11 protein-coding genes and 1 pseudogene are annotated in these 14,601 nt (G+C 52.1%); 5 read left to right on the forward strand and 7 right to left on the reverse strand.

Features of this window, described 5'->3' with window-relative positions; translation table 11 throughout:
- The first annotated feature begins 182 nt into the window (after nt 1-182).
- The 5 genes from ACJJI4_RS16805 to ACJJI4_RS16825 all read left to right on the forward strand — a co-directional run bounded on the left by ACJJI4_RS16805 (nt 183) and on the right by ACJJI4_RS16825 (nt 6,056).
- On the forward strand, nt 183-1,064 hold the full coding sequence (locus ACJJI4_RS16805; protein WP_444925858.1) for a hypothetical protein: 882 nt from the start codon (nt 183-185) through the stop codon (nt 1,062-1,064).
- Nucleotides 1,065-1,474: 410 nt separating this feature from the next.
- Nucleotides 1,475-2,359 (forward strand): hypothetical protein, encoded by an 885-nt coding sequence (locus ACJJI4_RS16810; protein WP_444925859.1) that lies wholly within the window; start codon nt 1,475-1,477, stop codon nt 2,357-2,359.
- Nucleotides 2,360-2,665: 306 nt separating this feature from the next.
- A complete protein-coding gene (locus ACJJI4_RS16815) occupies nt 2,666-3,556 on the forward strand; it encodes a hypothetical protein (protein ID WP_444925860.1) in 891 nt (296 codons plus the stop codon).
- A gap of 295 nt (nt 3,557-3,851) precedes the next feature.
- Nucleotides 3,852-4,733 carry a hypothetical protein gene (locus tag ACJJI4_RS16820; RefSeq protein WP_444925861.1) on the forward strand — a complete coding sequence of 294 codons (882 nt, stop codon included), beginning with the start codon at nt 3,852-3,854 and terminating at the stop codon, nt 4,731-4,733.
- A 447-nt stretch (nt 4,734-5,180) separates the two neighbouring features.
- Nucleotides 5,181-6,056 carry a hypothetical protein gene (locus ACJJI4_RS16825; protein ID WP_413663268.1) on the forward strand — a complete coding sequence of 292 codons (876 nt, stop codon included), beginning with the start codon at nt 5,181-5,183 and terminating at the stop codon, nt 6,054-6,056.
- Nucleotides 6,057-6,106: 50 nt separating this feature from the next.
- Here the strand turns inward: ACJJI4_RS16825 and greA are convergent, their stop codons facing one another.
- The 7 genes and pseudogenes from greA to dapB form a co-directional block, all read right to left on the reverse strand.
- Nucleotides 6,107-6,583: a transcription elongation factor GreA gene (greA, locus tag ACJJI4_RS16830; protein WP_282931320.1), complete on the reverse strand. Its 477-nt coding sequence runs from the start codon at nt 6,581-6,583 to the stop codon at nt 6,107-6,109.
- 87 nt (nt 6,584-6,670) lie between these two features.
- Complete coding sequence (gene carB / locus ACJJI4_RS16835) at nt 6,671-9,898, reverse strand: carbamoyl-phosphate synthase large subunit (protein WP_444925862.1); 3,228 nt, start codon at nt 9,896-9,898, stop codon at nt 6,671-6,673.
- Between the two features lie 112 nt (nt 9,899-10,010).
- A complete protein-coding gene (gene carA / locus ACJJI4_RS16840; RefSeq protein ID WP_444891979.1) occupies nt 10,011-11,159 on the reverse strand; it encodes a glutamine-hydrolyzing carbamoyl-phosphate synthase small subunit in 1,149 nt (382 codons plus the stop codon).
- A gap of 330 nt (nt 11,160-11,489) precedes the next feature.
- Entirely contained in the window at nt 11,490-12,065 is a 576-nt protein-coding gene (locus ACJJI4_RS16845; RefSeq protein WP_444925863.1) for a YfiR family protein, read from the reverse strand.
- Between the two features lie 168 nt (nt 12,066-12,233).
- Nucleotides 12,234-13,142, reverse strand: coding sequence for a 30S ribosomal protein S6--L-glutamate ligase (rimK, locus tag ACJJI4_RS16850; RefSeq protein ID WP_413665891.1), 909 nt, complete (start codon nt 13,140-13,142; stop codon nt 12,234-12,236).
- Between the two features lie 129 nt (nt 13,143-13,271).
- Nucleotides 13,272-13,556: pseudogene (locus ACJJI4_RS16855) on the reverse strand (ATP-dependent zinc protease family protein); the annotation flags it as partial.
- 224 nt (nt 13,557-13,780) lie between these two features.
- A complete protein-coding gene (dapB, locus tag ACJJI4_RS16860; RefSeq protein WP_444891981.1) occupies nt 13,781-14,596 on the reverse strand; it encodes a 4-hydroxy-tetrahydrodipicolinate reductase in 816 nt (271 codons plus the stop codon).
- Nucleotides 14,597-14,601 lie beyond the last annotated feature (5 nt).

The following is a 14,601-nucleotide window of genomic DNA, read 5'->3' on the forward strand; positions in this document are numbered from 1 at the left end:
TTAATCTCAATTTATCCATACTAAGTTCTCATAGCTACCATAAGAGAACACTCTACAATAGTTCTGCATATATAGTGTTTAAGAAGTAAAAATCACTATATCTACCAGATAATCAGCTTCCTCATTTAATTCAAGCTGTTCAAAATATTTTATATTCAAAATTAAAATTCCACGGAGATAAAATGATACGTTACCAAACGTTAGCCATTGGATTCTTACTGTGTTTCCCAAGCTACAGTGCTATCGCATCCAATAATACCGCTACCATTTCACAAAGTGGATTAACCAATAGTGCCACTGTGGATCAGGGCGATCCTACTGCTATTGGAAATTTAGTTACTCAAATTCAGACCGGGAATCTAAATACTGCTAATGCTACGCAGATAACAAACAGCACCTCTAATGAAATTGATCAGGAACAACTCGGAGACAGCAACTCCATTTTTTCAACTCAAACGGCAGCTACTGATACAACAGCGACTGTCTACCAAGACGGCGTTAGTCACAGCGTAACTACAAGCCAAACTAATACAACAACCAGCAGCGGTAGTGTTGAGCAATTCGGAACCCTTCAATCTGCCACCATCAGCCAGGTTAATAGTGTTTCTGACAATGCCGACTTTGAGCAATTTGGCACTCAAAACCTAGCTACAGTTACCCAAGCAAATAGCGACTCAAGTACCACCATATCTTCACAATCTGGAGATTCAAATGGTGCTGGATATACGCAGACAGGCCTGGCCCACTTGATTGATGCCACTCAGATTGGTACCTCCAATACAATCAGTGCTGTACAAAGTAGTCAGCAGGGCTCAATCACCATTATGCAGGATGGTGATAACAACACCTCTTTTCATGGACAATTTGGGACATTCGCAACTGGATTATCGACTCAAATAGGCTCTATGAATATGATTAATATGAATCAAGGAGGTAGTAATAATTTGGCAACCACTTTGCAAATAGGTACAAACAACTCGCACCAGACCGGCCAGAACGGCATCAGCCAAACAGCCAATGCCACTCAAAATGGCAGTAATAATATGGGCTTTATTTTTCAATAACATCTGTTTAGTTGTTTATTAACGGGCTACTCTAACAGGTAGCCCAATCTAAACCTCACTATAGCTCTACAAACCTATCGCTTAAATCCGTTTATCGTATCCCTTTACAGGCACATCCAGGTAACGCAAAAAACAACAACAAAGAAGTTTTTCCTATTTTTTAGGCACTAACTTCCCATAGCAATACTTGAGGCTTACGATAAAACTCATACCAGCATCAGGGTATTATCAGGTACTCCAGTGATGATACCTATTAGGGATAGCAATAAAACAAGGTGTGCCAAACTCCTTGCGCAATAAATGCCATACCCTATCTATGGAGTCTTTTGTCCTTCCTAGGCTTGATGCTTCACCGCAACTGAAATCATGGGGATAAGAAAAATCCACCTTACCTTCAATCGGAGATATCGATGCGAATCCATACACCAATTTCCGTGGGCATCAGTTTATGCCTTGTCGGGTCAATTGCTTATGCGGATGGAAATACAACTACCGTGGAACAAACGGGTAACAATCACCAGGTGACTGCAAACCAAGTAGACCCAACAGCAACTAACAACTTTATTGAGGTTATTCAGGCAGATGAAGCACAGGTTAGCAATAGCCTGCAAGACACTTCAACCAACTTGAGTATCATCAGGCATGAACAGGTAACGCTGGGGAATGAAGCTGACTCGACTCAAACTAATTTTTCAGATGATGCAGAGGTAAATATCTATCAGGAGGGCACTGGAAATTTCGCCTCTACTTTACAGGACAGTACTTCTTCCAGCTTTGTTGACATTTCTCAGTTCGGCTCTGCAAATGACGTCATTTTCTCTCAAACAGACAGTAGTTTCGATACAGTCAACCTCTATCAGTCTGGCTTTGATAACCAGATGTTAGTGACTCAAACTACCACCACGTTTAACAGCCTAAATGTGTCTCAAACGGGTGATCAAAATAGCGCAGATGCCGAACAAACAGGGTTTGATAATCTGTTGACCACCTCGCAAACGGGCAATCTGAATACTTACTTTTCTATACAAACGGGTGACATCCTAGTAGCAACAAGTACCCAGATAGGAGATAGTAACATTAGTACCCAGACCCAGACGGGAGATATTTTGTTGGTTTCTACGCTACAAGATGGTACTGGCAATATGTCCATCGTGGATCAAGCTGGAGCAATGCAAACTGCAAGTAGCACCCAAATAGGAACAACTAACCTTCATACTATTACCCAAAGCGTCGACAATCAAACGGCTATTGGCATTCAGAATGGCGTGTTAAACCAAGGATTTATTATGCAGTAGCGGCATATTCGTTCCGGTTGAAAGTTTTTATATTTCCAATATAGATAGAGGAAAGAATGCATTTTTCAATGCCAACTTTAATTTATGAGTCACTCACAAAGATACCCAAAGAATGGCATTCTTTCCTTACCTGATAAAAATACTGCATCAATATTTTCTTACGTAGCAGTGGTTTCAAAATTCTTCGTCTACAGTTTTCCATGTAAACGATTTCTCACATTTTGACGTTACTCAGTTCACAGGTAACACAGGCAAAAGTTTTAACGACCGGATTTACCACTAGACGGTAATACACAGGAGTTAACCGTGCAGAAGATTACCGTAATTCCACTGGTATTGGCGATATCTGCCACCAGCTTGGGTTATGCTGCAGAAAATACTACATTAATCACCCAAAGTGGCTCCAGTAACTCAGCTGTAGCGGATCAAACTGACCCAAGCGCTATCGATAATCACCTGGAGATCAGTCAGGACGGCTCTGCTCATATTGCAGAGGCCGTACAGCAAAACGAAATTGAAAGCTCAATTATCCAAATACAAGAAGGCAGTCTTAACGACGCCTATAGCCTGCAAATGGATGGGATCGCAAATAGCGTAGAAATATTCCAGTCGGGCTCTAATAATCGTGCCAATAGTTACCAATTGGCCACACAGCATGGGCAATCAACAATACGGCAGGTGGGATCGGGTAATGAAGCAGAAATCCAACAACATCTCGGTAGCGATAATGTCTCTGTTATAGAGCAAATGGGTGAGTTGCATGGCGCCTTGATTGGTCAATACGCGAGTTTTAATTCCGATGCGTTGATATTCCAGCAAGGCTCAAGCCATGAGGCCATAATCAGCCAGGAAGGCACCGGGCACTACGCCAGTATCCAACAGATCGGCGCCGCCAACAGCGCAGATGTCGCCCAGTCCGATATGTATAACGAATTGGACCTCTATCAGGATGGCGAGGGCAACATAGCCACCATCGTGCAAGTGTCCTGGTATAACAGTGCCTACGTCACTCAAGATGGCTACTTAAATTCCGCCAATATTATGCAGGCCGGCAATGGTGGATTAGGCGGTGGCCATATGGTGATCGTTAATCAGTCTGGCAGTATGAATGACGCAACTGTGATTCAAAACGGTTTCTCCCAATCCGCCAATATTACCCAAACCGGTACCGGTAATACAGCAGTGGTTTTACAGTAACGGAGTTATTACCAGTCGGAGTAAGATCAACTTATTCCGACTGGAACCCTGAAGTAAAAGCACTCATTTCTTGATACTTATTTCTCATTAAATTGAGAATAAAGCCCTATAGAAACTTACTATACCGCCATCAACAATGAAAATAGCGGTAATTGGGTCAATTCGCTTTTAGCACTCTTAAAAATTACTGTCCTGGATTTAATTTCCGATTGTAATTTCCCTATGCTTGCTTGCCGATACCGCACTTAAAAGCCGTAATTTTCATGCTCCTTGTTATGTAGTCGTGGAGGTATTCGTGAAAAAAGTTATTTATTCGCCGGTAGTCACATTTGTCGCATTTCTTTCTGCCAATTCCGTTTTTGGGAATGACCAAACCGTAGAGCAGATACAAATTGGTATTGGCAACAATGCCGTTGCCAACCAGAGGTTTCCATTTAATGAGGGCAACTTAATCCTGCAAGAGCAAATTGGCTTTTTTAATGACGCCACCGGCATTCAATCCATAGAAATCAACAGCACAATTTCCCAATTTCAAACTGGCCGCAATCATTTTTCCAGAGTCTCCCAATCTACAGGAAGCGACAATGCAGGACAGAGCGTACAAATTGGCTCTAATAGCAGATCACTCACCCGGCAAGTTAACCAAATAAACGGTTTCTCCCTGCATACTCAGGATGGCCAGGGACAGGTTGCCACTACGATACAAATTTCCGGGGCCAATAACAGCGTCAATATTGAGCAGACAGATAGAGCCAATGCCGCCGCCGTGGCACAAGTATTCAGTTTTACGGGTAATGCCTCAATCTCACAGGCGGGTTTGCTTAATTTAGGTGTCAGTGAGCAAACCGGCATCGCTCATGAATCTTCAATTACCCAGGCAGGCGCACTTAACTTTTCCGAAATGGAGCAGCTGGGCACGGGGAATTCATCGTCAGCTTCACAGGAAGGGTTGTTAAATTCAGCAAATTCTTTACAAGCTGGTATTGGCAATATCAACCAATCAAACCAAATTGGGCTGGAAAATAACGTTTCATTTTCTCAACTAGGTCTGAATCAAATGGCCAGTAGCACCCAGATTGGCTTATTTAACCAGGTCCAAACCAGTCAGGTGAGAGCGGGAGCATCCAGCAACACCCTACAGGTCGGCATTTCCAACAGCGGCCATATTTCCCAGTAAATAGGCTCGCAGCAAAATTGCCAATCAAAAAATCCGACTTAAATCCCCGCGCTATTCATAGCAACAGGCAAAAGCTATAGAGAGAGAAAAGTGAAATTAGAACTCTGCAATAGAACTTTCTTCTCAAGGATTTACAACTTCTCTCCTATAGCGACTGCCTCAATTCCCAGCAAGAATATTGAGGACGGAACGAAATTTTGGACTCCTAAGCAGTATCAGGGAAGCCATCAAAATGTATCAGTCCTACTCTCCCACTTACCGGTTTGACTGGCGGCAATGCCTTTGCGGCAACGCTGCTCCCCCTCTTTACAGTGATACCTACCCCCCAGGCTAGGTGCACCTGCTGTAAAACCCTCGGCGCAGGATGACGTGCCACCCCCTTTCAGCCATTTAGGCTGGTATTTCACCATGTGATGCTCATTGAAGTTTGTAGTAATGGAGACACTCATGAAGACTTTGACCCCTATCGCTGTAGCCCTAACCCTGGCCATCAGTGGAACCGCTTATGCGGGCGGCAACACTGCCACTCAGGACCAGAATGGCGGCCACAACAATGCCACTATCGATCAGACCGGGCCGCTGACCTGGGATAACAACGCTATGCAGGAACAGCATGGCCATAGCAATGATGCGGAGATCACTCATAGCATTGAACTCGGCAGCTATGGGTACCAGTATCAGGAAGGTGATCACCATTCAGCGGAGTTGCTGCAAAGCGGTGGTGCCGGCAACGAGTCGTTCAGCTTCCAGTCCGGCAGCACCAACGTGTCTGAGACCTACCAGATTGGACAGCTGGGCAGCTACTCCGCCCATCAGCAATCTGGCGACAACCACTACGCTCTCACCTATCAATTTGCAGGTGCTGGCAACATGGTGATGATTAGCCAGATGGACAGCCACAACACGGCAACCGCCACCCAGGTTCTGAGCGTTGGTTCTGAAACCGTTATCCGTCAGAGAGGAGAACTGCACAACGCAGATACCTTCCAGAGCGGCTTTGGCCACGATGCCAGCATGCGCCAGTCCGGTGAATCCAATGATGGTGATATTCGTCAGGTGGGTGGTGATCACTACGCCCGTATGCGTCAGCGTGGCCACAACCAGGAAGCGGATATTTCCCAGGCTGGGTATGACCACAGTGCACGCGCCCGCCAGAGAGGCCACCACAATGATGTGTACCTGGGACAGATCGGTTCTGGACACACCGCTTCGGCACGCCAATCAGGGCACAACAACAATAGCCTGGTGGGGCAGTTCGGCCTTTATGAAACTGCCACGGTGATGCAGTCTGGCCACGCTAACCAAAGTTACGTTTGGCAATAACAAGAAAAAAAAGGGCGGCCCATGGCCGCCCTTTTTTTATCGCCTGTAATTTACAGGTGTTCAACCGCATCGATTTCGTACTCCACCGCACCGGAAGGTGTTTGGACCACCACCACATCACCCACTTCCTTGCCGATCAGCGCACGGGCAATCGGGGAGTTCACCGAGATCTTGTGCTTTTTCACATCGGCTTCGTCGTCACCCACAATTTTGTATGTGACTTCCTTCTCATCATCCAGGTGAATAATCGTTACCGTAGTGCCGAAAATTACCTTGTCACTGGGCTCAATGCTTTTCACATCAATGACCAGAGAGTGGGAAAGCTTGCTTTCAATTTCCTGGATACGGCCTTCGATAAAGCCCTGCTTTTCCCGCGCCGCGTGGTATTCGGCATTTTCCTTCAAATCACCGTGTTCGCGCGCTTCAGCAATCGCCTGTACAACGGTAGGGCGTTCAACTTTTTTCAGATTGTCCAGCTCTGAGCGCAGCGCTTCTGCGCCTTCAACGGTCATTGGTACCCGGTTCAATGTGGGACCTCCATTATTGTTACGACGAAACCGGGCCCAGTGAGATCACGGGGCCCGGTTGGATTTCACAAGTTGGTTTTAAAGCTATTAAGACAGCTTTACGACACGCTGGTGAAGGTCTTGCAGGCGGCGAACCTGTAGCGGCTGCTCCTGACGCATGGCCATCGCCATGGCCTGGGCCGCCGCCAGGGTGGTGGTGTAACACACCTGGTGGTTCTCGGCACTGCGACGGATATCCGCAGAGTCGCGAATCGCCTGGCGCCCTTCGGTAGTGTTCACTACCAGTGCAATCTCGTCGTTCTTAATCATATCGACGATATGCGGGCGACCTTCACTCATCTTGTTGACGGTTGTAACGGGAATATTGTTTTCTTGCAAGACCTTGGCGGTGCCGCGGCTGGCAATTACTTCGAAGCCAAGCTCTACCAGATCGCGAGCTACGCCCACTGCGTCGGCCTTGTCGAAGTCACGCACAGAGATAAATGCGCGTCCGGACTCCGGCAGGCGGTCGCCAGCGGCAACCAGACCTTTGTCGAAGGCCTCTGCGAAGGTAGCGCCTACGCCCATCACTTCACCGGTGGATTTCATCTCGGGGCCGAGGATCGGGTCCACTTTCGGGAACTTGTTGAAGGGGAATACTGACTCTTTAACGGAGTAGTAGTCCGGTACGATCTCTTCGGTAAAGCCCTGTTCCTGCAGGCTGATGCCGGCCTGACAGCGCGCAGCCACTTTCGCCAGTGAAGTGCCGATGCATTTGGAGACGAAAGGCACAGTACGGGAAGCGCGCGGGTTCACCTCGATCACGTAGATCTCGCCGTCCTGGTAGGCCAGCTGGGTATTCATCAGACCAACTACGCCCAGCTCGCGGGCCATGGCTTTCACTTCTTCGCGCATACGGTCCTGCACATCCGCCGGAAGGCTGTAAGGCGGCAGGGAGCAGGCGGAGTCACCGGAGTGAACACCACACTGTTCAATGTGCTGCATGATGGCGCCGATCACAACGTCCTGGCCATCGGATACCGCATCGATATCCACCTCAATGGCGGCGTTGAGGAAGTGATCCAGCAGTACCGGTGCTTCGTCAGAAACCTGTACCGCTTCTTTCATGTAGGTGAGTAGCTCGTCCTCTTTGTAGACGATCTCCATGGCGCGGCCGCCCAGTACGTATGACGGGCGCACAACCAGCGGGTAGCCCACGTCTTTCGCCGCCTGGATGGCTTCGGAGACAGAGCGCACGATGGCATTCTTCGGCTGCTTGAGGCCGAGACGCATGATCATCTGCTGGAAGCGCTCGCGGTCTTCCGCGCGGTCGATCTGCTCTGGGGTGGTACCAATAATCGGCACACCTTCGTTGGCCAGGTAGCGCGCCAGGTTCAGAGGAGTCTGGCCGCCGAACTGTACGATCACGCCTTCCGGCTTCTCTTTGGCAACAATTTCCAGCACGTCTTCCAGGGTTACCGGCTCGAAGTAGAGGCGGTCGGAAGTGTCGTAGTCGGTGGAAACTGTCTCGGGGTTACAGTTGACCATGATGGTCTCGTAACCGTCTTCGCGCATCGCCAGAGCGGCGTGTACACAGCAGTAATCGAATTCGATGCCCTGGCCGATACGGTTGGGGCCACCGCCGAGTACCATGATTTTCTTCTTGTCGGACGGCTGCGCTTCGCACTCCTCATCGTAGGTGGAGTACATGTAAGCAGTGGAGGTGCTGAACTCAGCAGCACAGGTGTCCACGCGCTTGTAAGACGGGAATACGCCCAGCTTGTGGCGGAATTCGCGCACAGTCTTCTGGCTCACCCCCAGCAGGTCCGCCAAGCGGCGATCGGAGAAGCCTTTGCGCTTGAGGAAGCGCATTTGCTCAGTAGTCAGCGCCGAAGTAGGCAGTGACTTGAGCGGCTCTTCGATTTTGATCAGCTCTTCGATCTGTACCAGGAACCAGGGATCGATACCGGACAGGTCGTAAACTTCGCCGACGCTCATGCCCATACGGAAGGCGTCGCCCACATACCAGATGCGCTCGGCACCCGGAACGGAGAGTTCGCTGCGCAGACGGGTCTCAGCGCCGTCTTTGCTCGGGTCAATCTTGCTTTCCAGGCCGAAGCTGCCCACTTCCAGACCACGCAGGGCTTTCTGCATGGACTCCTGGAATGTGCGGCCGATCGCCATCACTTCACCCACAGACTTCATTTGGGTGGTCAGGCGCGCATCGGCTTCACCGAATTTCTCAAAGGTGAAGCGCGGGATCTTAGTGACAACGTAATCGATAGACGGCTCGAAGGACGCCGGGGTAGCACCACCAGTGATATCGTTCTGCAGCTCATCCAGGGTGTAACCCACTGCCAGCTTGGCCGCGACCTTGGCGATCGGGAAGCCAGTGGCCTTGGAGGCCAGTGCGGAGGAGCGGGATACGCGGGGGTTCATCTCGATCACAACTACGCGGCCAGTCTTCGGGCAAACGCCGAACTGTACGTTGGAGCCGCCGGTTTCAACGCCGATCTCGCGCAATACCGCGATAGAGGCGTTACGCATCAGCTGGTATTCCTTGTCGGTCAGCGTCTGCGCCGGGGCAACGGTGATGGAGTCACCGGTGTGTACGCCCATCGGGTCGAAGTTCTCGATGGAACATACGATGATGCAGTTGTCGTTCTTATCGCGAACCACTTCCATCTCGTACTCTTTCCAGCCGAGCAGGGATTCGTCGATCAGCAATTCGTTGGTGGGGGAGAGGTCGAGACCGCGCTTACAGATCTCTTCAAACTCCGGCCAGTTGTAGGCCACACCGCCACCGGAACCACCCATGGTGAAGGACGGACGGATAATCACCGGGAAGCCGAACTCTTCCGGCACTTTCTTCGCCTCTTCCATGGAGTGGACGATCTTGGCGCGCGGAGTTTCCAGGCCGATGGCCTTCATCGCCTTGTCGAACAGGTCGCGGTCTTCCGCTTTCTCGATAGCGTCTTTGTCCGCACCGATCAGCTCGACATTGAACTCCTTCAGGACACCGTGCTTATCCAGGTCCAGGGCGCAGTTCAGTGCTGTCTGGCCACCCATGGTGGGCAGGATAGCGTCGGGGCGCTCCTGCTCAATAATCTTGGCAACGGTGCGCCACTCCACCGGCTCGATGTAGGTGGCATCGGCCATGGCCGGGTCGGTCATGATAGTGGCCGGGTTGGAGTTCACCAGGATCACCCGGTAACCCTCTTCGCGCAGCGCCTTACAGGCCTGGGCGCCGGAGTAGTCAAATTCGCACGCCTGGCCGATCACGATGGGGCCTGCGCCGATAATCAGAATGCTTTGGATATCTGTGCGTTTTGGCATCTTTCTTCCGTTCTACTACCGGCAAAGGCCGGCTGCGCTAAATTTCATTCGTTTCTTGTTAAAACCGCCGCAAAAGCGGCGGTTAATTGCCCTACCCTGGGCGGCTACGCCCTTAGGCGCGCTCTTTCATCAAATCGATAAAGTGGTCGAACAACGGCGCCACATCGTGTGGGCCCGGGCTCGCTTCCGGGTGCCCCTGGAAGCTGAAGGCCGGCTTGTCCTTCAGGTGAATACCCTGCAAGGTACCGTCGAACAGGGACTTGTGGGTAACTTCCACATTGTCCGGCAGGCTGTCGGCATCCACTTCGAAACCGTGGTTCTGCGCGGTGATCATCACCTTGGTGCTGTTCAGGTCTTGTACCGGGTGGTTACCACCGTGGTGACCGAACTTCATCTTGGCAGTTTTACCGCCCACCGCCAGGCCCAACAACTGGTGGCCCAGGCAGATGCCGTAGGTGGGGATGCCAGCGTCCAGGATTTCGCGAATAGCGGCGATCGCGTATTCACAGGGCTCGGGGTCGCCGGGGCCATTGGACAGGAATACACCGTTGGGATTCATCGCCAGTACTTCGGAAGCCGGAGTCTCTGCCGGTACTACCGTGATGTCACAGCCGCGATCCACCAGCATGCGCAGGATATTGCGCTTCACACCGAAGTCGTAAGCTACCACTTTGAAGGGCTGTTCCGGCGCGGCCTTATGGCCTTCGCCCAGTTCCCAGGTACCTTCGCTAAAGGGGTAGGCTTCCTTGGTGCTCACTACCTTGGCCAGGTCCATCCCTTTTAGACCGGCAAATTCCTTGGCCTTGGCCAGGGCTTCTTCGCGGTCGATATTATCACCGGCAACGATGCAACCGCTCTGTGCACCTTTGTCGCGCAGCAGGCGGGTCAGGCGACGAGTATCGATATCGGCGATACCAACGATATTGCGCTCGCGCAGGTAGTCCTCCAGGGACTGCTCGTTGCGGAAGCTGCTGGCCAGCAGCGGCAGGTCGCGGATTACCAGGCCGGCGGCCCAGATATCAGCGCACTCTTCGTCTTCCTGGTTGGTGCCAGTATTGCCGATGTGCGGGTAGGTCAGAGTCACAATCTGGCGGGCGTAGGAGGGATCGGTGAGGATCTCCTGGTAGCCGGTCATGGATGTGTTGAACACGACCTCGCCAACAGAACTGCCATGGGCACCGATTGCGCGTCCTTCAAAGACACTACCATCTGCGAGCACCAGCAGCGCGGGAGTTGTACTCTGCATAAAGTTGTGGGGCATGAAAGCCTCCGACGTAGGGACAGCTTTAGTCAAATTGAACTCCAATCTTCAGAACTGCTTCCGGGCGGGGTTTGCGGGCTTCGGAGCACGCGGGCTCCTGACTGGTGCGCGCATAAAAAAGCGAGATGAAACATCGCAGCTTCATCTCGCTTTAAAAATCTGTTCACGCGTGATTCTCACAAAGTGGCCGACGGTTGCCGCCAGCTTTTTAGTAGGCTCACGCTGCGCGATTCAGCTTCGCGGCACCGGCCCAAATCGGGCGCAGATTCTACGCGAATTCACCTCTGGACGCTAGTGCAAAAATACGCCAGGCTACTTTCCCTGAAAATCTCACTCCGGCTTGCGTCCCAACCGGAAAAGACTGCTGCCCATTTTCAGCTCCGCCTTCTCCAGCATGGTCTTATTCATACGCAGGGCCACCTCCCGGCCGCTGTCGGCAAACTCGATCATACCGCCAGTGGCGGCAAAGCGCTCGGCATCGCTAACCGTCAGTACCGGGAAAAACTCCAGTGCCACCAACGCCTTTAGCAGTGTGGGGCGATCCAGGGTACTCAGCACCACAATCTGGCACTTGCGCGCCCGCAGCATCTCCTTGACCTCGATCTTCTCAAGCTCCACATCCCGCCCATCAATACGCTGATTCTTGAACCGGGCCGCCAGTGGCTCACCGAGAGAGTCCCCACCCATCAGGCACACCTTGAACGGGGCGCTGCTGTTGGCAAAGGCATTGACCGGCCACTGTAGGTGGTAGGCGAAGTGCACTATGTAATCCACCATTACCCGCCGCCCCAAAGGCGTATCGGACAGCTGCACCGCAGCCTGGGCACCCACACCGGTGAAAAGTACTAACAGGAAAAGTAAAAGGGCGGGGAAAATGCGAAATGAACCTGGGCTGGATATCGTCATAGAAGCTCAAACCCTGCGGTTTGCATCTCCCGAAAGGAAGCTGCGGTGGGCTGTTACCCGCAGCGGCCAAAGCTCGCTGCGGCTCTATTTGCGCGCCAGCGAAAAGCCCGGCCACCTACTCAGGTTAGCCCAACGCAAAGGCCCCCGCCGGGACCAGAGTTACAGCGCCTAAAGATCCTCCCCCGGCAATATCGGGCGCCACTTCAACGCCTTTTCGATAGATATGATCATGGCCCCAGCCACATCCTTGCGCGTAGCGCTCTCGATGCCTTCAAGCCCCGGCGAGGAATTGACCTCCAATAACAGCGGCCCCTTGCGGGAGCGAATAATATCCACACCCGCCACTTTGAGCCCCAACACCTTGGCAGCCTTGACCGCCAGGCGCTTCTCCTCGGCGGTGACCTTCACTACTGAAGCCGTACCGCCCTGGTGAATATTGGCACGAAATTCCCCCGGTGCCGCCTCACGCTGGATCGAGGCCACCACACGACCGTCGATAACAAATAGGCGAAGATCCTTACCCTCCGCCTCGCGAATAAACTCCTGCACCAGAAGATTGGCCTTGAGGGACTTAAACGCATTAATCACCGATTCCCCAGCCTTACGGGTTTCCGCCAGAACGACACCGCGCCCCTGGGTTCCCTCCAGCAACTTCACCACCAGTGGCGCACCGCCCACCATTTCGATCAGCTCATTGGTATCCACTGGGGAATTGGCAAACCCAGAGGTTGGGATATTTAGTCCACTTTGTTGCAGCAACTGCAGGGAAAATAATTTATCCCGCGACTGACTGATAGCGGCAGAGCCATTCAGGGCAAAAATATCCAGGCTCTCAAAGTGCCGCGTCAGCGCACAACCGTAAAAAGTCTGGCTGGGGCGAATACGGGGAATCACCGCATCCAGGCTATTGAGTATGCGGCCATCCCGGTAGTGTACTTCCGGCTCATCAGGGTCGAGCTTCATGTAGCACTGGCGGATATCGAGAAAACTCATGCGATGTCCGCGCTCGGCCCCCGCTTCCATAATGCGCCGGTTGCTATAGAGATCCGGGTTCGATGCCAGCAGCCCGATGCGCAGACCGGTACCGGCAATATGGTGCTCATCCCGATAATATTCATCCAACTGGCTTTTCGGGATATCGCCAATACAGAAGCTCTCAGCCGGATCCACCAGCATTCGCCCAATCATGGCTTCGCGCCCCAACAACATGCGATAGCCCATGCTGTCCCGATTGGTCAGGGTCAGTTCGATATCCCAGACACTGCCACCAATGGAAATAGAGGTACGAATTACCGGGCGTTTTTCGCTTTCTCCGGAGGAGCTACGCACCAGCCTTTTATCCAAAAGCCGCGCCTCACAGCGCACTGAAGGGCGGCGCTGGTGCTGCAATGGATGCGCCTCAAAACTCACCCAGGGTTCGCCATCGCGCTTGAAGGTATGGATGTTGTAAGCGTGCAAACAGGAAGTTTTAGCCCCGGAGTCCACACGCACCTTAATCGCCGGGACGCCGAGTGCGGGAAGTCCGCACCACTCTTCGCTGCCGACAATCAACTTTCTTTCCAATCGAGATTCCTCAAAGGAAGGTTACAGGGTGACCGGTCGAACGAATGTTGCCGGCCTTTTAGTTTTACCCGCAAAAATGGCGGGCAAATGAAAATCGAAAATTTCTTTCACAGCGCCCCTGCAGGCGCTGAATTTATTTACTCTAAGTAAGATTAGTTAAGGCCGAGCACATCGCGCATATCGTAGTGCCCCGGTGCCCGCGCACTCCCTTCCTCTCCCATCATCCACAGTGCCGCGCGCACAGCACCGCGAGCAAAAGAGAGCCTGCTGCTGGCTCGATGACTAATTTCGACCCGCTCACCTTCCGCCAGGAACATCACCGAATGTTCACCTACCACATCACCACCGCGCACTGTGGCAAAACCGATAGTATCCCGATCGCGGGCACCGGTTTGACCTTCGCGGCCGTAAACTGCCACTTTATCCAGGTCGCGCCCCAGAGTTTCCGCGATCACTTCTCCCATACTCAGTGCCGTGCCGGAAGGTGCATCCACTTTGTGGCGATGATGGGCTTCGACAATCTCGATATCAGCCTCTTCCGCCATTACCCGCGCAGCAGTTTCCAACAATTTAAAGCACAGGTTTACCCCGGTGGAAAAATTACTGGCGAGGCACAGCGGCACCTGATCCGCATAAGCCAATACTTTATTTTTTTGCTCGCTATCGAAGCCCGTGGTGCCGATTACAATGGGGAGGTTTTTCTCCGCACAATAGGCAGTATTTTCCACGGTCGCTTTAGGAGCAGTGAAATCAATAAGTACATCAAAGTCTGCCTTATCGAGGCTGTCCACAATAGCGAGGCCGCTGCGGCCCAGACCGGCAACTTCGCCGGCATCGGCGCCGACCAAGCTGGAGCCAGGCCGCACTATAGCCGCTGACAGTTCGGCCTTATCAGACAGGGACAAAGCCTCCGCCAACGCTCGCCCCATTCGACCACCAAATCCCGTCACCGCCACTTTTACCGCCATCACAG

The organism is Microbulbifer maximicatervae (SeqCode) (assembly GCF_052467305.1).

Bases quoted from the DNA above. Each gene is read 5' to 3' on its own strand.
- ACJJI4_RS16805 (WP_444925858.1), top strand. From the start codon at position 183: ATGATACGTTACCAAACGTTAGCCATTGGATTCTTACTGTGTTTCCCA.
- ACJJI4_RS16810 (WP_444925859.1), top strand. From the start codon at position 1,475: ATGCGAATCCATACACCAATTTCCGTGGGCATCAGTTTATGCCTTGTC.
- ACJJI4_RS16825 (WP_413663268.1), top strand. From the start codon at position 5,181: ATGAAGACTTTGACCCCTATCGCTGTAGCCCTAACCCTGGCCATCAGT.
- carB (WP_444925862.1), bottom strand. From the start codon at position 9,898: ATGCCAAAACGCACAGATATCCAAAGCATTCTGATTATCGGCGCAGGC.
- carA (WP_444891979.1), bottom strand. From the start codon at position 11,159: ATGCCCCACAACTTTATGCAGAGTACAACTCCCGCGCTGCTGGTGCTC.
- ACJJI4_RS16845 (WP_444925863.1), bottom strand. From the start codon at position 12,065: ATGACGATATCCAGCCCAGGTTCATTTCGCATTTTCCCCGCCCTTTTA.
- dapB (WP_444891981.1), bottom strand. From the start codon at position 14,596: ATGGCGGTAAAAGTGGCGGTGACGGGATTTGGTGGTCGAATGGGGCGA.